This window comes from Methylacidimicrobium sp. B4, assembly GCF_017310545.1.
Lineage (GTDB): Bacteria > Verrucomicrobiota > Verrucomicrobiia > Methylacidiphilales > Methylacidiphilaceae > Methylacidimicrobium.
Genome location: NZ_CP066203.1, coordinates 345,907 through 371,534, shown reverse-complemented (window position 1 = coordinate 371,534; position 25,628 = coordinate 345,907). Strand labels below are relative to the sequence as shown.

Here is a 25,628-nt window from a genome sequence, read left to right as displayed (position 1 = left end):
TGCTCCCCTAATAGGACACCGGGTCCGGCGCTTTGGAGTGGGGCCGCCATGGGCTCCCATCGGTTTTGCACGCCTCTCCTTGCGCTGCGCCACAGAGTGGCCGCCGCCGATCGTCCGCGCTCATGACGCCGCAGTCCTATTGCCTGAACAAAAGGAAGACGCACTTGACGCTTGCCCCGACTTCTCGGCCCCTCTCCTCTCCTTCTCGAAATGCAGCGCCAGCGGCTGCCCGCTTGGAGTCCTTTCTCATCCGGAGTCGACTCGTTCTGGTGGATGTCCTCAAGGCCTGGCACGCGGAAAGGGCCTCCTTCGATTTGGAAGAGGCGCTGGTGCGTCACAGTCGCGCTCTTCCGTGGGAGCGGTGGGCGGAGGCCTGTGCCGGGCAGCCCGGCTGGCCCCCTCTCTATCCCGCCGATCCGGGGCACCCGTTGCCCGAGGTCGCTTTTTCGGCCGTCGGCAGACGGCTGCAGCGAGAGCTGCATGGCATCCTTCTCTGGGAGGAGCCGGTCTGGTGCATCGGAATCCTCAACCCCTTTCGGCTCGAGGAGCTGGAATCCTTTGCCGCCGGCGCGCTTCCCAACAAGCGGCGAGCCTTCTTTCTTCTCGCTCCCGGCGACTATGGCGCATTGGCGGTCCGGATCGAGCAGGAGACGGCGGGCTTTCCCGACTGGCAAGAGGAGGAGCGCGAGGCGTGGGCCAAGCGGCTCGGCCTCGACCCCGCCCTCTATCCATCGCTTGGCGCGCTCTTGGAAGAAATCCTCTTCGGCCGAGAGCCGCATCCGGTCGTCCCCGCCGGGGCGGCTGCCCAGGCGAGCCCGATCCCGGGATGCGACCATGCGCTCCTGTGGCGCCGCTCACAAACCCACGCCTGGGTGCTCACCCCCGAGGTCTTCTCCTCGTCCTTGACCGACCGCCTGATCGAGACCCTCCGGGCCAAGATCCATCCGGTTGCCTGCGGCCCAAGGCACTTTGCGCAGCTCCAGGCCAAGGTCGAGAAAGGGAAGGAGAGCTCGGGAATTCTCTCCGGCGATCCCCTCCATGTGCGGAGCTGGCCCGCGACGGAGGTGCTCAACCTCAACCGCTCCGGAATTGTCCTCTTCGATGCGATCCTCAGCTCGGCGCTCGATATGGGGGCGAGTGATATCTCATTGGAGCCAAAGGAGAGCCATGTTCGCGTCCGATTCCGGGTCGACGGAGACTACTACGAGCAGGCGCCGCTGACTCGCTCCCAGTATGCGGCCATGCTCGATCGGATGAAGCTCTACGGGAACATGGCCGCCGATGCCAAGGGGATCTTCCAGGATGGCAGCGGAACCCATCTCCACCGCGGAATCCGTTATGACCAGCGGTACAGCATTGTGGTTGCCAAGGGAATGGCGGAGGTGACGGCCGTGCGGCTTCTCTCCTCCCGGATCCCGAACTTGGCCGACCTGCGGCTCGCGCCCGTGGAGCTTCAGACGCTCCTCTGGTTCCTCAAGCAGGGGGAGGGGCTCTTCGTCTCCACGGGACCCACCGGGAGCGGAAAGACGACCACGCTCTATGCGATGCTGCGCGCGGTCAGCACAGCCCGGCGCAAGATCATGAGCATCGAGGATCCGGTCGAGAAGCATTTCCCGGACGCCGTACAGATCGAGGTGAGGGAGAAGGCCGGGATCACCTTCGCCTCCGCGCTCCGGGGAGTCGTCCGGCAGGACCCGGATGTGCTCATGGTGGGGGAAGTCCGTGACCGGGAGAGCGCCCAAATCGCCATCGACGCCGCTCTGACCGGCCATCAGGTCTTCACCTCGACCCACGCGAACGATGCGGTCGGCGTGGTGGAGCGGATGGTGCAGAGCTTTGGGATCGATCGGCTCGTCATCGGCTATGCGCTTCGGCTTTCGATCGCCCAACGGCTGGTCAGTAAGCTCTGCCCCTTTTGCAAGAGAACACGCCCGGCGGAGCCGGAGGAGATCGCCCCCTTTCCCGATGTTGCCATCCCGGAGCCGGTCGTCGCCGAAGCTCCGGGCTGCCCCGCCTGCCGAGGAACGGGGATGGCGGGCCGAATGCCCGTGATGGAGCTTCTGCCCGTCGATGGAGAGATCCTGGCGATGTTCGAAGCCGGAGCGGCCCCGAACGAGATCCGCCGCCACAACGAGGCACGCGGCTTCAAGTCCCTTGCCGGGCAGGCGGCGGAGCTCTTCATGACCGGGATGATTGCCAAGGAGGAAGCGATGCTGCTCCTCTCTTCCCGCTCCTTTTCCAACACTCGTTAGCCGCCAACGGGAGGGGCGTTCGCGCCGGGGGGGGGTGCGCACGCGCCCCCGATCGCCTAACAAGAAGGGTAGGAAATCCAACTTATGCAACCCGTCCAAGTGAATTTGGGAAACGCGAGCGGCGCAGGAGCGAGCGCGGGGCCGATGCTCTCTCCCTTGCACAGCGAAAATGTCGACCTGGCAAGCGAGAGCCACCTTTCTGGCGGAGATCTCGCTCGAGCCGCGAAGAACCTCTGGAGCATGGTTCGAAAATCCCTCCCCTGGATTGTGGGCGCTTTTGGCGCCTACAAGATTTGGGAGTCCTTCTCGCACCCGAGTCAGGCGAAGACGCCGCAGGAGCTCGCGGCCGAGGCCGCTTCCCGGCAAAGCCCGTCGCCAGAGCCGTCCCGCTCTCCCGCTTCCGCTGGTCCCATCGCGGGATTGCGCGAAGCGGCTCTGGGGGTGGTCTCGATGGCCGCGGCCGCGATCCAAGACCCGGAAAAGCGGAAGCCTTCCGATCCCTTTCCCTTGCGGCTTCTCCGGACGGTGACTCGCTACTCGGGCCCCAGTGCCGGGGCGGCTCTTGCGATGGAAGAAGCCGGCCCGGACATCATCCGGGGGACCCAGCTGCTCGCTCAGGGGGATATGGTTCACGCCAGCGGCGCGTTTGCCCGTGCCTTCGTCAAGACGGCGGCGACCATGGCCGCCGCCCAGGCGGGAAAGGAAGCGGGAGGATGGGCGATGGGCTGGCTTCCCGGAGGAAGGCCTGTCGGTCAATGGTTGGGCTGGGTCGTCGGATCGGCGCTCGGCGAGCGGCTGGGGAATGGTGCCCTCGAGGCGATGGGAAAGCTCGCCACCTCCCCCGGTCGGGAGGCCTCCTCGGTCGGGCGCTCCCCCGAAGCATCCCGGGCGAGTATCCCCATCCCTGATCTCAAAGGGAGCGAGCGCGGGTCGGCGATTCCCCCGGGGATTCAGCCGGAGGGACCGGCCGCCGGTCCCGCGAGCCCGAATTATGGACCCCGTCCCCCCGGGCGCGGGGGCCGGGACCGATAAGCAAGGTGGCCGTCCGTGCGCGATCAGCCATTCCGGCGGCCCAAGGAAAAAGGAGAAAACATGCAACTATTGGTTTCGGAAGAAGGGGGAGATGAGCCGCCGTCACCAGATCCAGCCGCCAGCCAGGCTCAGGTCGAAGGCCTTCCTGCTCCGGATCGAGAAGGCGGTTCGCCGCTGGAGCAAATGATCGATCCGGATGGGAACCCGGTCCGGGTGAGAACGGATGAGCAGGGGAGACATTGGCGAGTCATCCCAGTGTTCGTCCGAGCGTCGGACCAGGGTCGGGTTCACTCCCCGGAGGAGGAAATGACCGAGAAGGATTATCAAGCCTTGTCTCCTGCGCAGCCGGAGCGCGCTTCCGCTCCTCCCGCTCTAGCCATTGGCGAGCCGGGTTCCGCCGTTGGCGCAGCTCCCTCCCCCTCGCAGGAGTCGAAGCCCGGGGTCCGGGGCCCAGCCTTCGTAAGGATGGACCTTGACACTCAAGCTGGCTCTCAAGCTCAGGACGCGAATGACCCCCGCTCAGCAGGGTCGAAGGCGCTGGAGAAGAGCTCCGCAGAGCCGGAGGAGAGCCTGGCCGCTCCGGGACAGCTCACCTTCGATCAGGGCCGAGCCATTGGCAGCCGCACGCCTCCGGAGAACGCGCCGCCGCCTTTGCGAACCGACGACCTCGTCCCTCTTCCGGTCCCTGGAGGTGCCGGCCCCGGAAAAGAGCGGGTGCGCGAGTGCTCCAGAGAGGAGCGAGGAGGCCAGGGAGGGTAAATCCAATGGCTCCCCCGATGCGAGGCGCATCCGGGCAGCCGCAAGAAGAAGGGAGAAGATCACGATATGGGAGAATATGTTCGTCCAGTCGAAGCAGGCAAAGGAGGCGAAGGACAGCAGGTCCGGCCTCCGGAGGTGGCTCCGCTCTCCACTCCGAGCGATGGTTCCGACTACGCGGGGCAAGCCTTGGGCGCGGCTCTGGCGCAGGCGCGCGTCTCGATGAAACCGCAGGATCGGCCTCCGACCCACGATCAGCCCGGCCCCACACCAGCTCCTGAATCCAGCCCGATGCCGAAACCCCTGTGCGTTCTGCCTCCGCTCAAGCATCCAGGTCCGATCGCTCAACTGAGGGCGGTGGCGCAGGGGGTAACGGAAAAGGCGGCGGAGGGGTTGCGCTCCCTTGGGGCGGCAGCACAGACGGTGGAGCAGGATCTGCAAGAGGCTGCGGGCCGGGGTCTTTCCCAGCTCAAGCAGCATCTGCTCGACAACTTCACCACCCACTATCGGCCCAGCGGGCCGGAAGCCGAGGTGCAGCGGGCGGGCCAGGAGAAGGCTTGGGCGAAAGTCCAGGAAAGTGCGTCGAAGGCACCAGCAAAGAGCCCCGCAGGGCCGGAGAATGCGCCGCCGCCTCTGGAAACCAAGGATCTGGTCCCGCAGCCTTTCGTCGGGAGTCCCGACCGCTCCCAAGAGCAGAAGCGCCAGAAAGAGCACGATCGGACGCGATAACTTTGCGGGGGCGCAGCAAGAGAGATAACCAAGGGCAGACGTTACGATACGGTGGCGATCTCCCCCTGTCGGTCGAGGGGAGCCTGGCGGGCGGAGGCCGGCGGCCGCCAGGACTTCTGGACCAAGCGCGCCAAGCCTGTGCTCTGTCCCATACCCTGGATGGCAAGGAGCTCTCCGATCGCCGCTTTCCCCAAGCTGGGGGATCGACGACCGCCCGGCCAAGCCCAATCTCGCCTCTTATCCGAGGCGAGACTGGCCGGGGGACGGAGAAGAGAGGCCACTGCGGAGGAACCACTCTTCTGCCTCTTGGTTGAGCTGGAGGCTCGAATGGACATCGGCAATGTGCCGGTAGGGGTTCTCGGCTTCGGAAAAGCCGTCTGCCAGAGGAGACAAATGCTCCTGCACGACTTGAGCCGCCTCTACCACCGCCGGCAGATCGTCGATGAGAGCGCTGCTCGCATGACTGAACAGGGGGACATAGTCTTTCAAGAAGAAGGTGGCGCCTTCGTGCAGCATCCATCCGATCATGACCGAGACCGGAAGAGCGAGGTCTCCCGGGTAGCTATCGGCACACCAGGTCGTGTAGCGGAAGAGGTAGTCGCTTGCCGCCGAGAAGATCGCATGATGGATGAGCGCGCTCGCCTTGAGCGACTCCTTCCAGCTTGTCGAGAGGTTTCCATAGAGGCCGATGTGCTCCTCGCAGAGGCGTTCGACCGTTCGTGATTGGCCGAAGTAGGCGACAACGGCCGGATAGCTGGTCAACCAGAGTGCAAGGTGGTGGGCCTTTTCGGGTGCAAACCGCAAGTCGACCGCTGTGCGCAGCGCCGGGTCGTCCATCAGGCTGAAAAAGGCCAGGTTGCCCATCTCGTTCGGGATCGGAAAGAGCGGGCTATACTTCGTCGGTCCTTGGTCGCCATTCTTTGCGTTCAACGTGTCCATGACCTAATCCATAGGTTATGGCGACGCGCTCAGCCCCGGAAGGCGCGCTCTCTTCGATCGAAGGCCGCGAGGGCGCCCGCAACGGCCATGCGGCGAGCCCGGAGGAGCTCGCTCGAGAGCTCCGCTTTCTGAGAAGCTTGCGGGAGAGCTCTTCCCTTCCTCCCATCCCCCCTTCCCTCCTTACGCTCGAGAGCGAGATCCAAGCGGGGGCGATCGATGTGAGCCGGGTCCGGCCGGGCTGGCTCCATCTCTGGTCCCCCCTCGAGAGGTGGCCGGGGGAATTGCGGGAGACCTACCGGCAGGATCTCCTCGCCGTTTTCCCGGCCCAGAGGAAGCGCGCAACATCGGGGCTGGACGAAGTGGTTCTCTGCCTGGCCATCTTGCGCTGCTCCCGGAAAGGATTCCGGCTGGAGGAGAGGAGCTGTCCCTTCTACTGCCGGGGAATCTGTGGCCTCGGCACGCTCCAGCGGCGCGCCGATGAGCCGGATCCCGCCTTGAGCCTGACGAGCGTTGGCTACTACATGGGCATCAGCCGGCAGCGCGCCTCGAAGTACCTGGCCCAAGCCCAAGCCTTCCTTGAAAAGGAGCTGCGGACCAAGCGAGGCTTTGGCGAGCTCTGTCCCCCCGCGCACGCGGAGAAGGAAACTTTCCCCTCACGGGAGTGAACGTTCTTTCCGCTCGACCCGCCGGCTTACGCGGCCCATTCCCCCTTTCGCGGGAAGGGCGCCAGCGTCGGGCCGTCCTTTCCCTCGTCTCCTTCCGCTCCTGAGCCGTTCTTGCCCTGCGCCACGATCGCGTTTGGGGCTCAGCTCCCGCTCCGGCGATGGAGGCGCCAAAAGACGAGCAGCGCGAGGCCTTCGGCGGCCACCGCCAGGAGCGTGGCGCGACTCCAGAAGAAGCCGGCCGTGGCGCAGAGGAAGGCGATCGCCGCCAATGCCGCACCCAGCCGGGCTGGCTTGCGACGGGAGGGAGGGACGGCGCGCCAGAGGGTTGGCAGATCGCGGAACATGTCGACAAACTGGATCCCTTTTTGGAGGATCGCTTGGGGCTCGATCTCCTTGGCCAGCGCCTCGACCTCGGCGAGCTCTTGCCCGTTCTCCAGCCGGACGACCAGGGGCTCCGGGCATTCGGGAAGATAGAGATAGCCCGAAAAAGAGCGGACGGTCGTCTTCCGACAGACCCCGAGCGAGAGGATGCCCGCCGCCGTTTTGGCGGGGATCGCCCGGCGCTGGCACTTCTGCCGGAACTCTTCGGGGCTCGCAATCCCGTAGGCCCGCCAGGCACCTTCCCGGACGAGCAGGCTCCGCCCGCCCCCCGCAGGGAAGGAGACGATCGCCGACCCATCCGGCCACTTTTCCGGCCAATCCGCGGGCTCCGAGCGAAGAACAAAGCCATCCACCTTGCCTTCGCCGACCCCACGCACCCACGTCCGCCAATGGGCGGGCCATCCGGTCTCCTCTTCGTTCATGACGGGATGGAGGAAAGAATAGAACAGGCGCTCCACCGGTCGGGCAAATCCCCGTTGCCCTATTACTCCCTCTGCGATGCTCGAAAAATTGCAGACTCTGGGCCAGGCTCTTGGCAAGCGGCTCCTCGCCCCGCTCTCCGTCGATCCGAAGGCGCCGAAGGCGACGGCAGCGGCTCGGACCGGCGGACTCGGCTACTGGAAACGCGCCCCGATTGCGGAAGGGGAATGGGGAGCCCTCCGGTTTCGGGTGGCGACCGAACCCCAAGAGCTGCTCGACGAGTGGGGAAAGCCGCTGACGATCCGGGACCTCTACTCCCATGTGAGCATCGTCGGGGGTTCTGGAGCGGGAAAGACGCGCTACGTTCTCACCCAGATCCTGGAGAGCCTCTTTCGGGCGACCGACCTGCGCAACCCCGAAGCGCTCCAGGAGTGCAAGATGGGGGGCTTCTTCCTGGACGGAAAGTGCGAGCTCACCGAGATCCTCCGCTGGCTGGCGGGGAGGTACGACCGAACCGGCGATCTCCTCCTCTTCGGGCCCGACCACGATCTAGCGATCGACCCTTTCAACGATCCGAATGCCCTCCCCTCGGAGCTGGGCGACCTGATGATCACGCTCAAGCAGGCGGTCGACGATGGGAAGACCGCGCAAGACCCGTTTTGGGATGCGGCGGGCCGCAAGCTCTTTACCTCCCTCTTCCAGCTCCACCGCGCGCTCGTCGACGCGAGCAACAAGGGGCTGGTCGACCCGGGGCCCCCGCCCATGTCCTTTTCCCTCTTGAACCTGCTGGTGATGGACCGGGGGCAGCCGGCAAACCAGGGGCTCATCACGCAGGCGGAGAGCGTGATCAAGGAGCTGCGCGACAAGGTCTTCGCCAGCTTTGAGAAGCTCTCGCGGATCACCAACCGGGTCGAGCCCGAGATTCCCCTCCTGCTGATCCGGATCAAGAAGAGCCTTCAATCGTACCGGGAGGGCACCGTTCCTCCCGGCGATGATGAAAGGGAGGCGTGGCTCCTCGAACGGAACGGCCTCGAAAGCGCGGTCAAATGGATTGAGGGAGACCTCCAGCCGAAGCTGCGTGGCGCCCCCGCTGCCTACTCCCTGCTCGGCTACCTCCCGCAGGTTCGCGCCCTGCGGTCGATGCTCTACTCCCACCGGCTCGACGAGAACCTCTATGGACGGACGGCGGGCGTCATCGAGGAGGTCGCCAATCGATTCCGCGGGCTCATGGCCCGCTGCGGATTGCTCGAGGAGCGGGGCGGGGAGCTTCGCGAGCTCTTTCTCGACTTCCTGAGCGAAGCCGACCAGGGGATGGCCCTGCTCTCGCAGCTCCACCGCACGGCAATCCCGGAACCCGAGCATGGGCCGCTCCAGCGGTGGCTCGACCAGTACGAGCGCCTCCTGCGGTACGAGGGGAAGGAACCCAATTCCGACGAGATCTACCTCTACTTTCGAGGAGAATACCTCAACATCGCCAACGAGCGCACCTCCGGGTCGATCGGCATGACCGTCTCCACCCTCACCTCGCTCATGACGCAACCTCCGTTCAGCCAGATGGTCCGTCCTGGCGGGAAGCTCTCCTTCCGCGAGGTCATCGACCAGGGGAAGATCGTCGTGCTCGACATGAACTTCGCCCGCTGGCGGAACGCGGCCAAGGTGGCGAGCCTCTTGCTCAAGCTCGACTTCTTTCGGACCGTGCTGGCGCGCAAGACCTTGAAAAAGGACGGGGGAGCGCCGATCAACCAGGAGCGGCCGGTCGTCTATCTTTGCGACGAGTTTGCCACGGTCGCCACCACGGGCGACTGGACGGGGGAGCGCGGCTTCTTCGACAAGGCCCGCGAATACCGCTGCGCCTGCATCGTCGCCTTCCAGTCCTTGGCGGTCCTGGAGGGCCGGCTCCCGAAGCCCGAGATCGACGCCATCCTCACCAATACGGCCACCATGATCTTTCTCCGAAATCCGCACACGGCGACCAACGAATTCGCCTCCCGGCTCTTTGGAGAGGTCGATCGGAGCGAGGGCTACCTCTCCCGCGGAACGCAGGAGCTTCTCTTCGATCTCAACAAGCCGATCGCCGCTCAGGATTTTCAAATCAACTTCCGGAAGGACCTCCTCTATCCACCCTACGTCTTTCCCAAGCTCAAGGATGGGGAGGCGATCGTGAAGCTCCATCCTCGTTTCGGCCGACGAAGCTTCAAGCGGGTGCAATTTCTCCTCCATCTGATTCCGCGGTAGGAAGCGGAAGGAGTCGTTCGCGCCAGCCATACCCATACCGAAGAAAGGAAGCGGCAAGATGTTTGAGCAGATTCAAAATCCGAATGCGGGGGTGAACCAGCAGAACCTCCAGATGGTTGGCCTGATCTTCCTGGCGCTGATCGCCGGTGTGCTGACCGTCAACGGCGACCGCTTGTTCTTCTCGAGCACGGTCTCCTCGGGCCCGGAGCTCTGGCTCGCTCTCCCCGTCGCGATCGCCTATCTCCTCGCCGGCTCCCGCTCCGCGGCGGACCTTGGGGTCTTCTGCTTCTACACGGTCGTCTTTGCGGTCATCCTCCTCACCACCACCCATCTCTACGCGCGCTACATCGGCACGCCGCAGAGGATCCGGATGATGGTCGAGGAAGGGGAGTACCAGGCGGAGCTCAAGCAGCAGTACACCGATGCGGTTCGCGCCCGAAAGGGGCAGTAGCGCCGAGATCCCGGATCACCCCACCATAGGAGCCATGTCGACAAGATCCTCTCTCCCCTCCCCCTCCCGGACTGGCTTCTCCCGCCTTCTTTTCTTTGCCTTCATCGCCTTCCCGGCGGTGCAGAGCGTCGCCACGCTCTTTTCCCGTTCCCGGCGCGACGCGAGCCGCTTCGTCTGGCAAGGCGTCGCTCAGATCGCTGCAGCCGGATGGGGAAAGACGGGTCAGGGCCTCGAGCACTGGGTCCTGGAGTTGGGAGCCATGCTCGAGGGAGGCATGCACGAGATCGGGGGACACCGGAGAAGCGGCCCCTTTCCCCCTTTGCGGTGAACCGGAGAGGCGATCGTGGCGCGTGAGCCGGAGAGTGGAGAGAAGGGCGAAGTCGCGGAGCGGCCGGAACGGGTCGTCTATCCCGAGGATCTTGCCCTCGATCTCTTCGATGGCGCCTTGCCATCCATCTCGCTGCGCCAGCGGGCGCTTCTCTTCGAAGCCTACTTCACCCAACGCCTCGGAAAGGACCTGCCCCGAACGAGCCGATCGGAGCCCGCCTTTCCGGCAATCCGGATCGATCGGCAGCTCTTTCGCGAGCTGCTCGAGGGCGAGTATCCCATCTGGGCAAGAATGCTCGACGAGTCGCCCGACGCCTGGACCGAATGGTTTGTCATCGACTCGGCGGAAGATCCCGCCTCCGTGCTCCTCTCGATGCCGATCGAGGATCCGGCCGTCGGCGAGCAGTCGCTCGGCTTTCTCACTCGGTTTTCGGACCATCCGCAGGGTCGGATGCTGATCCCCGTCTGCCGGGAGCTGGCCTCCGCCTGCCAGGCGCTCCACCGTCGCTGGAGAGCCCGTCCCCTCCCCTTCGTCCGCTTTGACCAGCACCTGGAGGAGTTTGTCAATCGACGGACCCGCCTCCTCCAGCTTCAGGAACTGGTCGCTCGATCACCCGCGAACGGGTCTTAAGGCGCGCCCCGGTCGCTGCCGGTGTCCTATTACTCAAACCATGAATCGAACCCTTTCCTATTCCCTCGTCCTCCTGACGGCGGTCCTGGGCCTCTCCCTCTCCCGAACTCCCCCTGCCGCTGCGCAATATCCGGTTACGGTCACCTCATTCACGGCCGAGGCGGGGGCGCTGATGCAGCAGATCGAGCAGCAGATCTCCTGCATTCAGCAGACCAACCAGCAGATCCAGCAGCAGACCCTCCTTCTCCAGCAGATGGAGCAGGGGACCAAGCAGAGTGCCTCCCAACTGGCAAACCTCGGTCAATGGGCCGCCTACGAGGGGCAGATCAACCAGAGCCCCCTGGCAACGGCAAACCTGCTTGGGGCGGGAACCACCAGCCCCCTCGGGATGGCCTTCAACGGCACCGGCCTGGTCGGTTCCGGCCTCGGCTATGTTGGCAACCTGATGGGGCTCTCGGGCATGCCGCTGGGCATGTCCTGGATGCCGCCTTTCCTCCTCACCGGGCTCTCTGCCCCCCAATACGCTGCGGCACAGTCGCTCGGCAGCCAGTTCATGGGGAGCGGAAGCCCCTTCCTCGGCGGCACCCTGGGGAACCTCGCGATGATGGCGACCGCCTTTGCGCCGATGTTCCTGGGGGGCTCCAATCCTCTGGCGATGATGGGCATGGGGACCCTCGGCAGCCTGGGCTCGCTCGCCTCCATGGGAGCGGCCGGCGGCTTGAACGGCGCGGCTCTCCCGGCAACGCTCTCGGCCATCCTCCCCTCGGTCCTCGGTGGCGCCATGATGATCGGCAACGGAGCCTTCGTTCGTTCGGCCAATCCCACCGACGCCGCCTACCAGACGGCCATCTGGCAGGGCACCGGTCCCCAGCAGGCGGCATTCTGGACCACCCAGGCGGGCCTCCCGAACGGATCGGGAGCCACGGGCGGCCTCTACCATCCGGTCACCGGGAACAACCCGAATGCCGCCTACGGGTTGAGCCCGGTCGCACCGGACATCTACACCAACGGGGCTTGGGGAGCGGTCCAGCGCTACCAGGTGAACCAATCCCAGGGCAGTGGAGGGGCAACGCCGATCGTCAATCCCCTGGACCCCTATGCCCAGCAGAACGCCGCGGCGATTCAAGCGGCTCTGCTCCACACCGTGCCCGGAGAGCCCGTGACCGTCAGCCAGAGCCAGGCCTGCTCCCCATCGCGAGCCACCCTGGAGCTCATCCCCGTCCAGTTCAATGCCTCAAGCCTCATGGGCGCCTCGGGCACCCTCGTCACCGGGATGGGGGCGAACGCGATGCAGATCTTCCTCAACCAGATGGCGGCCAACCTCCAGCGGATTCAGCAGAACTATGCGAGCGAGCAGATCAACCGGCAGCTCTACACTCACACCCAGGGCGTGATCACAAGCTTGCAAGGCCTCCAGTCGGCCGCGCAGCAGCTCGCCGCAAGCTTCCAGGGCAACCCCAATCTTCCGATCGCCCAGGTCGCCCAGTTCCGCATGCTGGTGAACAGCGAGATCAACGCGAAGAACCAGCACCTGAACACCCTCCAGCAGCAGATCGAGCACCATCGGCAGACCCGGTATGGGCTCCTCCAGGACCACGAGCATATCCGCCAAGGGATGATCCAGCGGACGATCCTCGATGGAGGCGGGAGCGCGGGCATGCTGATGAACCAGATCAATGCGCAGGTCCCCGCGGGGAGCAACGGCGCCTGAGGATCTCCGTGCCCAAGCAGGAAGGATTGCGGCAACCCTGCCAACTGGACCAAGGCCGACTCATGCGCCACCGCCGCCCCTGGCTTGCCTGCGCGATCGGGCCACTCCTGGTTCTCCTCTTCCTCGGCCTCCTCCCCGAGGGCGCCTATGCTGCGGGCTCGGGCTACCAGCAGAATCAGATCCTGGGCAACATCTCCGCCCTCATGCAGGCGATGATGCAGCTGGCCTACCAGATCGGCAGCCTTCTCCGGCAGAACTCGGTGGCGATCGCTCAGGGGGTGATGCCCACGGTCCTCTTCTCGGCCGCCATCTTTGCCGGATGGCGGATCATCTTCGGCCGGCCGATCCTCGATGAGCTCCTCGACTATACGCTCATCGCCTTCCTCGCCTGGCTCCTCATCTACGCCCAGGCGCCGCAGCTCTTGATCGACCAGTACCGCCAGGCGATGATTAGCGGCGGCCAGCAGATCGGCCGGCAGATCGCCCAGATGGGCCAGGGAGACGGCAGCCCGACTACCCAGGATCCCGCCGACTGGTGGTTTAGCTGGATGGGAATGCCGACTACAAACGGCCAACCCTCGCCGCAGACATTCAAGTTCGGGCCCTACTACATCGGCACCGTGATGTTCCGGAATGTCCTGGGCCCATTCGGAGGAGATAGCCTCGCCGGCCCGTTTGGCAATCCGAATTTGTATAAACAACTGACAGACGCATTGAAGGCTGTAATGGGTGCGTTAGAGCCCACTGTCCCACAGCCTGGCCAGCCTCAACCTTCCCAACTAAACACCATCCTCCTCCTTGGGATCCCCTTGATCACCTCGCTCGGAATGGTGATCGGGCTTATCGTGACGGCGGCGATTCTTGCGATCACGGCCGTCTTCACGCTCCTCTTCACCCAGATCTTGATTTTGGCGGGAAGCGAGCTCGCCTATCAAGCGCTGCTGGCCTTTGGGCTTGCGATGCTCCCCTTCATCTTCTTTACGAGCTTTCGAGGCATCTGGCGGCCAATGTTGCAAGCCTTGGCCGCCACGTCCCTGGTTCCCACCCTCTACTTTGTCTTTGCGGGTGCGGGCTTTGCGCTTTCCAAGACGATCTTCCATTACATGTTCGGCCAGGCGGAGAATTCGGTCTTCGGGCAGGCCATCCCGAGCGTCTTGCACGCGATGGTCGGATGGCCCTTTCCGGGGAGCTCCACAGGTACCCCTTCCCCTCCAAGCAGCCCCAGCATCTTATCCGCCATTATTAACGTGATTCAGAAGGTTCTTATGGCCTCCGTCTCTAGCGGTATGGTTCAGAACTTGATCTTAGCCCTCTATGGCTTGGTCGAGGTGGCGGCTGCCTGGGCCTTCTACAGCCTCGGCGTCAACATCGTCGCGGCGTTCATCCACGCGGGCTCGATGTTTCCCTTTGTGGCGGCGCGGATCGCCTTTGGCTGGTCTTCCGCCTTTGCCGACATGGGCGGCGCCCTTCTCGAAGGCTTTACCCAGAGCTATAGCCGGATCCACGGAGCGGTCACCGAGGGAATGCGCAGCGCCGGGCAAGATGCCATTGGCCGGGTTACGAGCTGGGTCCAGGGGGTGGCGAGTCGAAAATAGCCGGTGGCTCGGATCCGCTCCAAGCGCCGCCCGCCTCGTCCCAATCGCCCTACCGGTACCAAGCCCTCCATTCGACGTGGAGCCTATCCCGGTCGGCCCAGCCGGGGTCGGAGATCTGCTTCCAGTGCCGCCAGCGGGTATGGCCTTGGATGGGATAGCCGACAGGAAGGAGCTGGACGATCTGGCTTATGAAGCAATGCCAGCTCGATCCGCCCGTGGATCGCTTCGATGGTTTCGTTGGTGATCCGGCCCTGGGGAAAGGCGGTGGTTCCCGCAGGTGCTCTTGGATCGCCTTGGGGCATCTCTGGAAGGGGCGAGCTGGCTGCGGCTAGCCCACGGGAGCCGGCAGCCGAACCCCATCCTCGGGCGGTCGACCCGAGGAACCCGAGCAATCTACTTGGTCCGGGAGTGCCAGAAGTAGATCCGCCTCCTGCGCTTCTTGCCACCCCTGAGCGCAAAAATCTGCTCTGCTTGCCCACTCAATTCCGGGGGCGGTTCGCCAGGCTCTCACTGTACAGAGTGGCGAGATCTCTCTCGTAATAAGTGCTAACAACCATTTTGGCCCACGCGTCGAGTACGCGCAGTGCGCTTGGATCAATGGTGCCGCTATCTGTCCTCGGCAAAGTGGCCGACCCAGGTATCGTTCTGCTGATCGTTCTGGAAGGTTTTTGTCCGGGCGAGGGCAACACCCAGTCCAACACCCAACACCGGTATGAAGCCGTCCATTGAGCGCTCACCCCGCAGGGAATCATCCGACTTGGCGCTACAGATAGCGATGTAAGCGCCATGACACAGGCCTTCGGCGCCCTACGCAGGAAAGAATCCGTTCCAGGATAAAAGATGTCAGGCTCCTCGCTGAATTGAGTGGGTAAGGGGGGGAGCGGATTTTCCGTTAAGGGATGGCAAGAAGCGGGGTTCTTGCCCTCCGTCTTCGACGGATTTTTGGGGAGAGAGGAAGCCGTCAAGGAGACTTCGATTTCGTCGATCCTCCTTGACGGCGGATGGCCAGACCGGGCTGCTTGCTTAATGCTGGCGGGATGGACGCGAACAAGCTTTTTGCTGCGGCGCTGCCACTGGGTTCGGAAGGGAAGGTGAGCCGGAGTGAGCTCTCCGCGAAGGAGCACACTCTGAAGATCTGGCTCGGGTTTGGAGCAAGGTCATCGGTTCACCTCTCCGGAATGTCGAAGAGCTTCCCCCGTACACGACACGGTGGAGAAGCGGTGGAGGCAGATGCACTTCGAGCAGTACCGGACCGAGTGGATCGCTCGGGTTCCTCGGATCAACTGTCCGGAGCAGGGAGTTCGGCTGGTGGAGGTTCCTTGGGCCAGGGCGGGGAGCGGGTTTACTCTCATGATGGAGGCGGTCATTTGGATGCTTTCCCGGGAGATGTCGGTTTCCGCGATGGCGGAGATGCTCAAGGAGCAAGATACCCGGCTCTGGCGGGTCTTGGGGCATTCCGTGGAAAAGGCCTACCGACGCGAGGACTGGAGCGGGGTCAAGAAGATCCTGGTGGATGAGACCAGGAGCAAGCGGGGCCACCGTTCCGTGACGGTCGTTACCGATGCGGAGAGCCGGAAGCTGCTCTTCCTTGCCGAGGGGAGAGGAAAGGAGGCTCTGGAGGCCTTCGCCAAGGAGAGGAAGGAACAGAATGCCGATCCGGGGCAGATCGAAGCGATCTGCATGGAGATGAGCCCCTCCTCCATCTCTGGAGCCCGGGAGGTTTTTCCGAAGGCGGAGAGGATTTTCGATCCTTTCCCGCTCATGCCGATGGCGGGAGACGCGGTCGACCAGGTGCGCAAGGAGTTCGGGCGTCAAGGGTTGCTGCCGAAAGGAAGCCTCTGGGCGCTCCGAGGTAACGAATGGACGCGAAGCGAGGAGCAGAAGGGTCTGCGGAGTTCCCTTTGCGCCGCCTATCCTCGATTGGGAAGAGCCATTGGGTTGCGAGAGGCTCTCCAAGAGATCCTCTCCCAGGAGGATCCCCAAGAGCTCCGCTGGTGGTTCCGGTGGGCGGATCGCAGTCGGCTTGCTCCCTTCCGAAGACTCTCGAAAACCATCCAAGAGCATCTGGGGGGAATCATCGCCTTTCTCCAGAGCCGGATCACCAACGGAACCATCGAAGCGATCAACGGGCTGATCCAGCTGGCCAAAAGGATGGCCAGAGGCTTTCGGAGCTTCCGCTACCTGAGAATTGCCGCGTTCCTCAAAGCCGGAAAGTTGCGGCTCGATCTTCCCGCTCTACCCGCTTGAAGCAGCGAAGAGGCGCAGAACGAAACGCTGGAGGCGATGGCCCGCGCCTTGTTCAAGGCGTGGTTTGTGGACTTTGAACCCGTGCGCTCCAAGATGGAAGGCCGCACGCCCGAGGGCATGGGTGCAGCTACCGCAGCCCTATTTCCCGACAAGTTCGAGGTGTTGGAGTTGGGGTTGATTCCGAAGGGGTGGCGGGTTTGCACGCTTGGTGACGAGGCGGAACATCTTCGTCGGAGCGTACAACCAGAGAGCATTGAGCCAGACACGGCCTATATCGCGTTGGAGCACATGCCAAGGCGTCACATCGCTTTATCCGACTGGGGGTTCGCGGACGGATTGGAAAGCAATAAGTTCGCATTCAACAAAGGTGAAATCCTGTTTGGAAAGCTGCGCCCCTACTTCCATAAAGTGGGGGTAGCGCCCCTGGATGGCGTGTGCTCCACGGACATACTTGTGATTGCACCCAAAAGCCAAAAATGGTTTGGGTTCGTGCTGGGCCACGTTTCGAGTGTCGATTTCGTCGAATATAGGAACGCAGGGTCCAGCGGGACGAAAATGCCGCGCACGAGATGGGCAGATATGGCACACTACGCCATCACGCGTCCTTCCGAGCCCGTTGCCGCTGCATTCGGAGAGATTGTCCGATCGTTGGTCGACAGTATGTCAGCGACAATCCATCCGTCCTGTACCTTCGCCACCCTGCGCGACACCCTGCCGCCCAAGCTGATCTCTGGCGAGCTACGCGCGAAGGACGCCGGAAAGTTCGTCGAGGAAATCGTCTGATGTCCACGAACCCCGAACAGATCGACCTGTGGCGGCAGGCTGCGTCAGAGCACCAGCATCTCGAGTTTAAAGAAGCGAAGAACCAGATTGACACCCGCAAGCTCAGCGAGTACTGCGTCGCGCTAGCTAACGAAGGGGGCGGAGTGCTGCTGCTCGGTGTAGCCGATAAGCCGCCGCGCCCAGTAGTCGGCACGCAGGCATTCCCAGACACCATCCGAACGGCCGAAAAGCTCTTCCAGTCAGTCGGCTTCCGCGTAGACATTGAGGCGGTAGAACATCCAGAAGGGCGCGTGCTCGTCTTTCACATTCCTTCGCGACCGCGCGGCACGGCCTACCACCACGATGGCAAATACCTCATGCGCGCTGGCGAAGCCTTGGTGCCTATGAGCGAAGATCAACTGCGGCGCATATTCGCCGAGGGGCAGCCAGACTGGCTCGAAGAGCCGTCGCGCACCGGCCTTGATGCGCAGCAGGTCGTGGATCTGCTCGACACGCAAACCTTCTTCGAGCTGCTCAAGCTGCCGTACCCGACCGACCGAATCGGCGTGCTCGATCGGCTCGTGTGCGAACGGCTGGTAGACAAAGCCGACGGCACGTACACGATCCGTAGACTGGGTGCGCTACTGCTGGCACGTGACCTGAAACAGTTTCCGGACGTGTCACGCAAGGTGCCCCGTGTAGTTGTCTATGCTGGCTCGTCGAAACTAGAGACCCGCCTGGACTGGGCGGGCACCCGTGGCTACGCAGTAGGCTTCCAGGGATTGGTGCGCTTCGTGATGACACAGCTTCCGCAAAACGAAGTGATCGAGGACGCGCTGCGCAAAGAGGTCAAGCTGGTGCCGGACGTCGTGATCCGCGAGCTGGTTGCCAATGCGCTGATCCACCAGGACTTCCTGGTGAGCGGTGCGGCAGTAATGGTCGAGATCTATAGCAATCGCGTGGAAATATCGAATCCCGGCGAACCACTGGTGCCTGTAGAGCGCTTCATCGACGGCTACCAATCGCGCAATGAACGCCTGGCGGATCTGATGCGCCGTATGGGCGTTTGCGAGGAAAAGAGCAGCGGCATCGACCGGGTCGTACAAGCGGCCGAGTTCTACCAGTTGCCAGCGCCGGACTTCCGCTCGGGTTTCCGGCGCACGTCGGTGACGATCTACGGACCGCGCCCATTCGAGGCGATGGATCGCAATGACCGGGTGCGTGCCTGCTACCAGCACTGCGTCCTGAAGTGGGTGCGGTCGGAGCGCATGACCAACCAGTCGTTGCGCGAACGATTTCACCTGGGCGAAGACAAGGCGACCATTGCCTCTCAGGTGATCGCAGCCACGATCGAGGCCCGCCTAATCAAAGCTGACGAGAGCGTCGGCGGTTCCAGGAAGTTCGCCCGGTATCTGCCGTCCTGGGCCTAATGCTTATTTAATAGCGAACAGGGCCATGCAGCCGATGCCGACTCAATACCATTGCCAATCAACGTCTTGCTTATTTAAGGCTTTCCCCGAACGGAGGCCGCCGGTGAAAACGCCCAATGCCTTGGAATTGCTTGGGGAATGCCATTTGGTGGTCGGATGGGCGGCTTTCCCGAATCCCAGGTGTGGCAGACCGCCGTTGCTCGACTGGACATCATCCACTGGCGCATCGCCCAAAGCCCCGACATCCCTGCGACCGAACGCCGGGCACCACGACTATGGCAGCACTGTGCTCGCAAGGCGGTTGTGGTTTCTCGAAACACTGGAGCACACTGAAGGCGCGGCAGCGTGAATAACGGCATCCTTGCGATTCGGCGCGGACTTGCCTACGAAGGCGATGCGCACTTTCTCCGCGCCATTCATCCCGTTTCTTTGACATCCTCCCCGGCCCAAAGCCCGGAGATTCCTACGGCGCTCAATCCGGGCTTGAACCGGAATGAGCCGCTTCGGCGGGTTCCTGCTGCTGGCGACTCGATGCCGCTCACTTCACAGGCGATCCGGGCGTGTCCCGCCCTTAGAACATGGATCGCGCCGACCAGATCGGCGTTTTCCTCAAAACCGCACTCCACGCACTCGAACCGGGCTTGCGTCCGACGGTTGTCCGCCGACACATGGCCGCAACACGGACAGGTCCGGCTCGTGTTCTGCGGCGGCACGACAAGGAGCCAGCCGCCTCTCCACTCCATCTTGTGCTCCAGCTGCCGCCGGAACTCGAACCAGCCTTGGTCGAGGATGGACTTGTTCAGTCCAGGCTTGGCCCGAACGTTTCTTCCCGGCGCATCCGCCGTGCCCGAAGCCGACTTGGACACGTTCCGCACCTGCAACTCCTCGATGCACACCATCGCGTGGTTTTTGCTGATCGTGGTCGTGACTTTGTGCAGGGAGTCGCGGCGGGCATTGCCGATGCGGGAATGAATCTTCTGGATTCGGGCCTTGGCCTTCTTCCAGTTGTTGCTGCACTTGATCTTGCGGCTCATGGCCTGCTGCGCCTTGCACAGGGCGGTTTCATGCCGCTTGAAGCTCTTGAGTGGCGCATAGAACGTGCCATCCGAGAGGGTGGCAAACCGTGCCACACCCATGTCGATGCCGACCGCGCCGCCCTTCGGGATGGGTTGCTCGACTTCGCGCTCGGTCTGGATGCTCACGTACCACTTGCCGCAGGACTGGCTGACGGTGACGTTCTTCACCGTCCCAAGCGCCTGCCGGCTGAGGCGGACCCGCAGCCAGCCCAGCTTGGGCAGGAACAGGCGGCTATTTGCCTGGTCGAGCTTGATCTGTTTCGGGTCGGGGTAACGGAAGCGATCCGACTGGCCCTTCCTCTTGAAGCGCGGGAAGTCGGCCCGCTGGGCAAAGAAGTTACTGTAGGCCCGCTCCAAATCCTTGAGCGCCTGTGGCAAGGGATGAACAGGCGCATCGGCCAGCCATGCCGCGACACGCCCGGAAGGCATGGGCTCGCCGTTACGCCATTTCGTAAGCTCCTTGCACAGCCCGGCGTAACTGAGCTTTTTCTCCCCGGCATCGTAACGCGCCATCTGCAAGTGCAACGCCTCGTTGAACACAACCCGGCACGAGCCAGCGAAGCGGCGCATTTGCCTCTCTTGCTGGCCGTCTGGCCGCAGTTGGTACTGGAAGGCTTGCAGCCGCCGCATTGCGCTCAATCATACGGGCGTATCATGATGGATGCAAACGTTCCTTGGTCTCCGTGGAATGTCCAGTGACGAGTCCATCCAGCAACAGACACCCAGCCAAAGCTAAGGACGACCGCGCTATCCTTCCCCGCCCTGAAGGACGGGGCTTGTCGCGCACCCGGTCATTCCCGGCGTGCGATTCGCCTACGGCCAGGAGGAGATCCTTCAGGGGCTTGCCGCGAGCCGGATCGTTCTGTCGCAGACCAAGACGGGCAAGCCTGTCCGGAAGCGGGAGGGAGTGGCGGTAAGCTACCGCTTTTTAAGGGACCGGAAGGGCTGGCGGGTCTTCGCGAGCGTCCCGGCCAGGCCCGTTCCCGTTGCGACAAGCCGTCTGGCGGGAGCGGTTGGGATCGACATCAACCACGACCATCTGGCCGTGGCGGAGACGGAACGGTTCGGCAACCTGCGGCGGGCCCTTCGGGTGGATCTCAACCTCTACGGCAAGACCGAAGATCAAGCCAAGGCGATCATCGGCGACGCGGCGAGGATGATTGTGGAGATGGCCCGGGAGCGTGGTCTTCCCCTGGTCCTTGAGCGGCTGGATCTCAAGAAAAGAAGGGCTGAGCTTGAGGTGGCGAGTCCATCCGCCGCCAGGAAGATCTCGTCGTTTGGCTACTCCAAGACCATTTCCCTGCTCAAGGTGGGGTGTTTTCGAGCCGGAGTCGAGGGGATCGAAGTCGATCCGGCCTATACTTCCATGATGGGTGCCATGAACCACGCGCGTCGTCACGGCATCGGTTCTCACCAGGGCGCGGCCTATGCCGTGGCCAGGAGAGGCTTGGGCCTCTCCCAAGCGTCCGACCGTGCGGGAGGCCGCCCGCGCCGGCCCGCAATGGCAGCCACCTCACCTTTGCCCTACCCGCGAGGAATCGGGCGAAGCCTGTGTGGTCGTTCTGGTCGGAGGTTCGGAGGAGGCTCAAAGCGGCGCAGGCAGCGCATGCCCGGTCGGGAGGCTTGCGAGAGCCGCCCGCGCCTTTGCTCCCGGAAACGCGGGCATTGGGCGCAACCTGGGCATTGCCGGCGCAATCCCGGCACGCGAACCGTCGGCAGAACGGTTCGGCCGACGTCATCGACGACCTTCCCTGGTAGTGGAATGTTTGTCTATGTTTTTAGGAACGGCATAGCAAGAACGCCCAGGCACACGCCGAAGAAGCAGCGAAGGAAGAGGCGATGATGCACGACAAGGAGCCTTGATCAAGGGGCCTCTTCGCTGTTTCAAGTGGGTAGAGCGGGAAGATCGAGCCGCAACTTTCCGGCTTTGAGGAACGCGGCAATTCTTAGGTAGCGGAAGCTCCGAAAGCCTCTGGCCATCCTTTTGGCCAGCTGGATCAGCCCGTTGATCGCTTCGATGGTTCCGTTGGTGATCCGGCTCTGGAGAAAGGCGATGATTCCCCCCAGATGCTCTTGGATGGTTTTCGAGAGTCTTCGGAAGGGAGCAAGCCGACTGCGATCCGCCCACCGGAACCACCAGCGGAGCTCTTGGGGATCCTCCTGGGAGAGGATCTTTTGGAGAGCCTCCCGCAACCCAATGGCTCTTCCCAATCGAGGATAGGCGGCGCAAAGGGAACTCCGCAGACCCTTCTGCTCCTAGCTTTGCGTCCATTCGTTGCCTCGGAGCGCCCAGAGGCTTCCTTTCGGCAGCAACCCTTGACGCCCGAACTCCTTGCGCACCTGGTCGACCGCGTCTCCCGCCATCGGCATGAGCGGGAAAGGATCGAAAATCCTCTCCGCCTTCGGAAAAACCTCCCGGGCTCCAGAGATGGAGGAGGGGCTCATCTCCATGCAGATCGCTTCGATCTGCCCCGGATCGGCATTCTGTTCCTTCCTCTCCTTGGCGAAGGCCTCCAGAGCCTCCTTTCCTCTCCCCTCGGCAAGGAAGAGCAGCTTCCGGCTCTCCGCATCGGTAACGACCGTCACGGAACGGTGGCCCCGCTTGCTCCTGGTCTCATCCACCAGGATCTTCTTGACCCCGCTCCAGTCCTCGCGTCGGTAGGCCTTTTCCACGGAATGCCCCAAGACCCGCCAGAGCCGGGTATCTTGCTCCTTGAGCATCTCCGCCATCGCGGAAACCGACATCTCCCGGGAAAGCATCCAAATGACCGCCTCCATCATGAGAGTAAACCCGCTCCCCGCCCTGGCCCAAGGAACCTCCACCAGCCGAACTCCCTGCTCCGGACAGTTGATCCGAGGAACCCGAGCGATCCACTCGGTCCGGTACTGCTCGAAGTGCATCTGCCTCCACCGCTTCTCCACCGTGTCGTGTACGGGGGAAGCTCTTCGACATTCCGGAGAGGTGAACCGATGACCTTGCTCCAAACCCGAGCCAGATCTTCAGAGTGTGCTCCTTCGCGGAGAGCTCACTCCGGCTCACCTTCCCTTCCGAACCTAGTTGCAGCGCCGCAGCAAAAAAGCTTGTTCGCAGCCATCCCGCAAGCATCCACCAGGCAGCCCGGTCTGGCAATCCGCCGTCAAGGAGGATCGACGAAGTCGAAGTGTCCTTGACGGCTTCCTCTCTCCCCAAAAATCCGTCGAAGACGGAGGGCAAGAACCCCGCTTCTTGCCATCCCTTAACCGAAATCCGCTCCCCCCCTTACCCACTCAATTCAGCGAGGAGCCAGATGTCATTGTGTCCCATCGCCGTGTAGATCATGTTGTTGACCTCCATCCGCGTCTGCTCGGTGACTGGCGGACAGCCGCCGGGGAGGAAGCCGAAGAAGCCCATCCTGGCGGCCCCGGCCGGAGGCCCTCCCTGTTGCTGTTGCTGGGGAGGATTGCCGGATCCGCCCCAGGGTAAAGAGCAGGTCGGAAGGCCAACGGCGAGGAGGAGGGGGAGGAGTAGGATTCGCATGGTGGTCTGCTTTCTTACTTACTAGGACAAATTGAACTTACGTCGGCCTCTGCCCGTCAATTTGATTCTCAGCCAGGATGAGGCGTTCGGCCGCGCTGGACCCCCCTTCCCCCTTTCCAGCGGGTAGCCCTGGAAGAGCGAGCCCCAACCTTCCTGCTTCACGGGACGCGGCAATGCCCAGGGCGCCGAAGCTCCTGGCCATCCCGCCATCTCGATCCGCCCGTGGCTCTCATCGATGGTTTCGTTGGCGATCCGGCCCTGGGGAAAGGCGATGATTCCCGCACGTGCTCCTGGATCGTCTTGGGACATTCCCGGAAGGGGGCGAGCCGCCCGCGGCTAGCCCATGGGAGCTGCCAGCCGAACCCCATCCTCGGGCGGTCGGCCCAAGGAACCCGAGCGACCCACTCGGTCCGGGAGTGCCACAAGTCGATCCGCCTCCTCCGCTTCTTGCCACCCCTGAGCGCAAAATCCGCTCTGCTTGCCGACTCAATTCCGAGGGGAGCCAACGTGCCCAATCTCTCCGTCTCGGCGCGCGCCTCATCGGCGATGCATCGATCTCTTGCAAGAAGTAGCGAAAAGATGTATAAGCATCTACACATCCAAACGCTTACTTGGAGGGAGCTCCATGAATACTGTTCGTTGGAACATCGTCGTCTCGTCAGACGTAGATCAGTCTCTACGCATGTTCCTGGCAGCCCAGGGCGGCGGACGCAAAGGCGACCTGTCCCGTTTCGTTGAGGAAGCTGTGCGCTCATCGCTGTTGGAAACTGCGGTCGCTCAAGCCAAGGCCGCTGCGGCTGGCGTACGGGAAACGGAATTGAATGACCTCATCGTGGAGGCGGTGCAATGGGCTCGTGAGCGTCAATGCGAGTAGTCCTGGATACCAATGTGTTGCTCGGCGCGCTGATCTCTCCGCATGGTCCGCCGGACAGGATCTACCGCGCTTGGCGGGAGGGCAGGTTTAAGCTAGTGACGTCGGCAGCGCAGCTCGATGAGCTGCGCCGTGCGAGCCGTTATCCGAAGCTCAAAGCCATCTTGCCCGCTCACCGTGTCGGCACGATGGTCAACAACATGCAGCGTGTCATCGTGTTGAACGCGCTACCGCCTCTGCCAGAAGGCGTCGAAGCGACGGATTCGAACGACGAGTTCCTCCTGGCGATGGCACTGGCGGGTGACGCCGACTACTTGGTGACTGGTGACCGTCGAGCCGGATTGCTGGAACGAGAAAGCATCGGCCGTTCACGCATTGTGACTCCGGCGACTTTCTGCTCGCAAGCGCTCTGATGCCCGCCGGTCAACTTCCTCTAGACCGGAGCAAGGCCCACGCTCGTTGCGGCAACCAAGGAGGATATTCCCTGCTAGGCGCTGCCAGCTGCAAAATAGGCTCCCCTCCTTTCTTTGCCCTGAGGCGGCCTCTCCCGCTAAAACCATAGAACCCGCATTCCTCGCGGGAAACCTTCCTACCGATACCAGGCCCTCCATTCGACATGGAGCCGCTTATCCCAGTCGGAGTCGTAGATCTGCTTCCAGTGCCACCAGACCCTGTTCCCCTCGATCCGATACCCGGCGGGAAGGAGCTGGATCACCTGGCTCGTAAGAAACTGCTGGAACGTGGGCGGAGGAGCGCTCCTTGGGACAGAGGGGGGAGGTAGATTGGGCAGAGAGCCGCTGCTCAACCCAAAGGCGGGGGTCGGGCGCGGGGTCGGGGGAGCCTGGTCAAAGGCAGGAGCCTGGCCAGGCGGAGGGGAGCCCACGAGGGGCTTTTGCTGGTAGGCGGCATACATTTTGCCCAGGTCGACAACGATCCAGTAGTCCTCGATCGGCGGCCGCCATCCGCCCCACATGATCCGATCCTCGAAGAAATCGACCTTCCCTAGGAAACCTTGAGGAACGACCCGTTGGAGGGTATCGGTACGGACCTCGATTTCCTCGTAGCCGGGATAGGTCACGCGAATGGTGTAGGTGCTGCCATCCTTTTCTACCAGAACCGGCCTCTCATCGACGGAGGCGCGGAACTCGAGATAGGGCCGCTCGGGGAGCTCCCGCCAGAAGACGGGGTTCCTGCAGCGGGAGTCGAAGTTGCGGAACCGGTGGAGCCCAGTCTCCCGCAGCAGCGGCTGCCCTACCCCAACCCCCTCCTGCCCCGAAGAGAGGAAGAGCGTGTAGTAACGCCGTACGGAGACGAGCTGAAGATGGTATGGTCGGCAGTATGCGCGGAGGTCGAGCGGTATCCAGAGGAGGAGAAGAGCGGACCAAAGCAGGACCCAGATCTGCTGCGACAACGAAGGGGAGGATTTCCAGTCATGCGCCATGGATCTAACGATAGGTTACCGCCACTCCTCGCCTCGGGGCATCTTCCTCTCGCAGCCACGGCAGTCCTCTTCCTCCACTCACCCTGCCCACCGCGGGCTTTCCCGGCAACGGGAGCGTTGTGCCTATGCTCCGAGCGGGGCCATCCGTTCCGTTGGCAAT

General features: G+C 63.2%; 22 protein-coding genes and 1 pseudogene. 16 read left to right on the top strand and 7 right to left on the bottom strand.

Features of this window, described 5'->3' with window-relative positions:
* Positions 1–233 precede the first annotated feature (233 nt).
* A complete protein-coding gene (locus MacB4_RS01790; protein ID WP_242529282.1) occupies positions 234–2,252 on the top strand; it encodes a GspE/PulE family protein in 2,019 nt (672 codons plus the stop codon).
* A gap of 84 nt (positions 2,253–2,336) precedes the next feature.
* Positions 2,337–3,284 carry a hypothetical protein gene (locus MacB4_RS01785; RefSeq protein ID WP_206864175.1) on the top strand — a complete coding sequence of 316 codons (948 nt, stop codon included), beginning with the start codon at positions 2,337–2,339 and terminating at the stop codon, positions 3,282–3,284.
* A gap of 102 nt (positions 3,285–3,386) precedes the next feature.
* Here MacB4_RS01785 and MacB4_RS01780 read toward each other — a convergent pair whose 3' ends face one another.
* On the bottom strand, positions 3,387–3,611 hold the full coding sequence (locus MacB4_RS01780) for a hypothetical protein (RefSeq protein WP_206864174.1): 225 nt from the start codon (positions 3,609–3,611) through the stop codon (positions 3,387–3,389).
* Between the two features lie 498 nt (positions 3,612–4,109).
* Between MacB4_RS01780 and MacB4_RS01775 the strand changes: the two genes are divergently transcribed.
* The gene (locus MacB4_RS01775; protein ID WP_206864173.1) at positions 4,110–4,769 is read left to right on the top strand and encodes a hypothetical protein; all 660 of its coding nucleotides are present in this window, start codon (positions 4,110–4,112) and stop codon (positions 4,767–4,769) included.
* A gap of 237 nt (positions 4,770–5,006) precedes the next feature.
* On the opposite strand, the gene MacB4_RS01770 is transcribed toward MacB4_RS01775, so the two are convergent.
* A complete protein-coding gene (locus MacB4_RS01770) occupies positions 5,007–5,708 on the bottom strand; it encodes a hypothetical protein (protein ID WP_206864172.1) in 702 nt (233 codons plus the stop codon).
* Positions 5,709–5,725: 17 nt separating this feature from the next.
* Here MacB4_RS01770 and MacB4_RS01765 point away from each other — a divergent pair, with 17 nt between their 5' ends.
* Positions 5,726–6,373 (top strand): hypothetical protein, encoded by a 648-nt coding sequence (locus MacB4_RS01765; protein WP_206864171.1) that lies wholly within the window; start codon positions 5,726–5,728, stop codon positions 6,371–6,373.
* Between the two features lie 140 nt (positions 6,374–6,513).
* Here the strand turns inward: MacB4_RS01765 and MacB4_RS01760 are convergent, their stop codons facing one another.
* On the bottom strand, positions 6,514–7,212 hold the full coding sequence (locus MacB4_RS01760) for a hypothetical protein (RefSeq protein ID WP_206864170.1): 699 nt from the start codon (positions 7,210–7,212) through the stop codon (positions 6,514–6,516).
* A 40-nt stretch (positions 7,213–7,252) separates the two neighbouring features.
* On the opposite strand from MacB4_RS01760, the gene MacB4_RS01755 reads away from it, so the two are divergent.
* The 9 genes from MacB4_RS01755 (at position 7,253) to MacB4_RS01715 (ending at position 18,563) form a co-directional block, all read left to right on the top strand.
* Positions 7,253–9,409: a TraM recognition domain-containing protein gene (locus MacB4_RS01755; protein WP_206864169.1), complete on the top strand. Its 2,157-nt coding sequence runs from the start codon at positions 7,253–7,255 to the stop codon at positions 9,407–9,409.
* Positions 9,410–9,467: 58 nt separating this feature from the next.
* Positions 9,468–9,860: a hypothetical protein gene (locus MacB4_RS01750; protein ID WP_206864168.1), complete on the top strand. Its 393-nt coding sequence runs from the start codon at positions 9,468–9,470 to the stop codon at positions 9,858–9,860.
* A 34-nt stretch (positions 9,861–9,894) separates the two neighbouring features.
* Entirely contained in the window at positions 9,895–10,188 is a 294-nt protein-coding gene (locus tag MacB4_RS01745) for a hypothetical protein (protein WP_206864167.1), read from the top strand.
* A 15-nt stretch (positions 10,189–10,203) separates the two neighbouring features.
* Positions 10,204–10,818 (top strand): hypothetical protein, encoded by a 615-nt coding sequence (locus tag MacB4_RS01740; protein ID WP_206864166.1) that lies wholly within the window; start codon positions 10,204–10,206, stop codon positions 10,816–10,818.
* 40 nt (positions 10,819–10,858) lie between these two features.
* Positions 10,859–12,529 carry a hypothetical protein gene (locus tag MacB4_RS01735; protein WP_206864165.1) on the top strand — a complete coding sequence of 557 codons (1,671 nt, stop codon included), beginning with the start codon at positions 10,859–10,861 and terminating at the stop codon, positions 12,527–12,529.
* Between the two features lie 8 nt (positions 12,530–12,537).
* Positions 12,538–14,124: a hypothetical protein gene (locus MacB4_RS11155; RefSeq protein ID WP_242529281.1), complete on the top strand. Its 1,587-nt coding sequence runs from the start codon at positions 12,538–12,540 to the stop codon at positions 14,122–14,124.
* Between the two features lie 1,209 nt (positions 14,125–15,333).
* Positions 15,334–16,371, top strand: a complete 1,038-nt coding sequence (locus tag MacB4_RS01725) for an ISL3 family transposase (RefSeq protein WP_242529368.1) — start codon at positions 15,334–15,336, stop codon at positions 16,369–16,371.
* 36 nt (positions 16,372–16,407) lie between these two features.
* On the top strand, positions 16,408–17,154 hold the full coding sequence (locus MacB4_RS01720) for a restriction endonuclease subunit S (RefSeq protein WP_206864164.1): 747 nt from the start codon (positions 16,408–16,410) through the stop codon (positions 17,152–17,154).
* Positions 17,154–18,563, top strand: a complete 1,410-nt coding sequence (locus MacB4_RS01715) for an ATP-binding protein (protein ID WP_206864163.1) — start codon at positions 17,154–17,156, stop codon at positions 18,561–18,563. Before MacB4_RS01720 ends, MacB4_RS01715 begins: the two co-directional genes overlap by 1 nt.
* A gap of 416 nt (positions 18,564–18,979) precedes the next feature.
* Here MacB4_RS01715 and MacB4_RS01710 read toward each other — a convergent pair whose 3' ends face one another.
* Positions 18,980–20,269 carry a transposase gene (locus tag MacB4_RS01710; protein ID WP_242529280.1) on the bottom strand — a complete coding sequence of 430 codons (1,290 nt, stop codon included), beginning with the start codon at positions 20,267–20,269 and terminating at the stop codon, positions 18,980–18,982.
* Positions 20,270–20,441: 172 nt separating this feature from the next.
* Between MacB4_RS01710 and MacB4_RS01705 the strand changes: the two genes are divergently transcribed.
* Positions 20,442–21,482, top strand: coding sequence for an IS200/IS605 family accessory protein TnpB-related protein (locus MacB4_RS01705; protein WP_206864162.1), 1,041 nt, complete (start codon positions 20,442–20,444; stop codon positions 21,480–21,482).
* 41 nt (positions 21,483–21,523) lie between these two features.
* On the opposite strand, the pseudogene MacB4_RS01700 reads toward MacB4_RS01705, so the two are convergent.
* A pseudogene (locus tag MacB4_RS01700) lies at positions 21,524–22,417 on the bottom strand (ISL3 family transposase).
* Between the two features lie 481 nt (positions 22,418–22,898).
* Positions 22,899–23,156, bottom strand: coding sequence for a hypothetical protein (locus tag MacB4_RS01695; protein ID WP_206864161.1), 258 nt, complete (start codon positions 23,154–23,156; stop codon positions 22,899–22,901).
* A gap of 625 nt (positions 23,157–23,781) precedes the next feature.
* On the opposite strand from MacB4_RS01695, the gene MacB4_RS01690 reads away from it, so the two are divergent.
* Together MacB4_RS01690 and MacB4_RS01685 are read left to right on the top strand one after the other, a co-directional pair.
* Positions 23,782–24,030 (top strand): ribbon-helix-helix domain-containing protein, encoded by a 249-nt coding sequence (locus tag MacB4_RS01690; RefSeq protein WP_206864160.1) that lies wholly within the window; start codon positions 23,782–23,784, stop codon positions 24,028–24,030.
* The gene (locus tag MacB4_RS01685) at positions 24,021–24,440 is read left to right on the top strand and encodes a putative toxin-antitoxin system toxin component, PIN family (RefSeq protein WP_206864159.1); all 420 of its coding nucleotides are present in this window, start codon (positions 24,021–24,023) and stop codon (positions 24,438–24,440) included. Before MacB4_RS01690 ends, MacB4_RS01685 begins: the two co-directional genes overlap by 10 nt.
* Before the next feature lie 176 nt (positions 24,441–24,616).
* On the opposite strand, the gene MacB4_RS01680 is transcribed toward MacB4_RS01685, so the two are convergent.
* Complete coding sequence (locus MacB4_RS01680; RefSeq protein WP_206864158.1) at positions 24,617–25,468, bottom strand: hypothetical protein; 852 nt, start codon at positions 25,466–25,468, stop codon at positions 24,617–24,619.
* Positions 25,469–25,628: the final 160 nt, after the last annotated feature.

What these genes read in the sequence shown, in the direction of transcription:
- MacB4_RS01785 (WP_206864175.1), top strand. Translation starts at nt 2,337, where the DNA reads ATGCAACCCGTCCAAGTGAATTTGGGAAACGCGAGCGGCGCAGGAGCG.
- MacB4_RS01775 (WP_206864173.1), top strand. Translation starts at nt 4,110, where the DNA reads ATGGGAGAATATGTTCGTCCAGTCGAAGCAGGCAAAGGAGGCGAAGGA.
- MacB4_RS01770 (WP_206864172.1), bottom strand. Translation starts at nt 5,708, where the DNA reads ATGGACACGTTGAACGCAAAGAATGGCGACCAAGGACCGACGAAGTAT.
- MacB4_RS01765 (WP_206864171.1), top strand. Translation starts at nt 5,726, where the DNA reads ATGGCGACGCGCTCAGCCCCGGAAGGCGCGCTCTCTTCGATCGAAGGC.
- MacB4_RS01755 (WP_206864169.1), top strand. Translation starts at nt 7,253, where the DNA reads ATGCTCGAAAAATTGCAGACTCTGGGCCAGGCTCTTGGCAAGCGGCTC.
- MacB4_RS01750 (WP_206864168.1), top strand. Translation starts at nt 9,468, where the DNA reads ATGTTTGAGCAGATTCAAAATCCGAATGCGGGGGTGAACCAGCAGAAC.
- MacB4_RS01745 (WP_206864167.1), top strand. Translation starts at nt 9,895, where the DNA reads ATGTCGACAAGATCCTCTCTCCCCTCCCCCTCCCGGACTGGCTTCTCC.
- MacB4_RS01735 (WP_206864165.1), top strand. Translation starts at nt 10,859, where the DNA reads ATGAATCGAACCCTTTCCTATTCCCTCGTCCTCCTGACGGCGGTCCTG.
- MacB4_RS01720 (WP_206864164.1), top strand. Translation starts at nt 16,408, where the DNA reads ATGGCCCGCGCCTTGTTCAAGGCGTGGTTTGTGGACTTTGAACCCGTG.
- MacB4_RS01715 (WP_206864163.1), top strand. Translation starts at nt 17,154, where the DNA reads ATGTCCACGAACCCCGAACAGATCGACCTGTGGCGGCAGGCTGCGTCA.
- MacB4_RS01710 (WP_242529280.1), bottom strand. Translation starts at nt 20,269, where the DNA reads ATGCGGCGGCTGCAAGCCTTCCAGTACCAACTGCGGCCAGACGGCCAG.
- MacB4_RS01695 (WP_206864161.1), bottom strand. Translation starts at nt 23,156, where the DNA reads ATGCGAATCCTACTCCTCCCCCTCCTCCTCGCCGTTGGCCTTCCGACC.
- MacB4_RS01690 (WP_206864160.1), top strand. Translation starts at nt 23,782, where the DNA reads ATGAATACTGTTCGTTGGAACATCGTCGTCTCGTCAGACGTAGATCAG.
- MacB4_RS01685 (WP_206864159.1), top strand. Translation starts at nt 24,021, where the DNA reads ATGCGAGTAGTCCTGGATACCAATGTGTTGCTCGGCGCGCTGATCTCT.
- MacB4_RS01680 (WP_206864158.1), bottom strand. Translation starts at nt 25,468, where the DNA reads ATGGCGCATGACTGGAAATCCTCCCCTTCGTTGTCGCAGCAGATCTGG.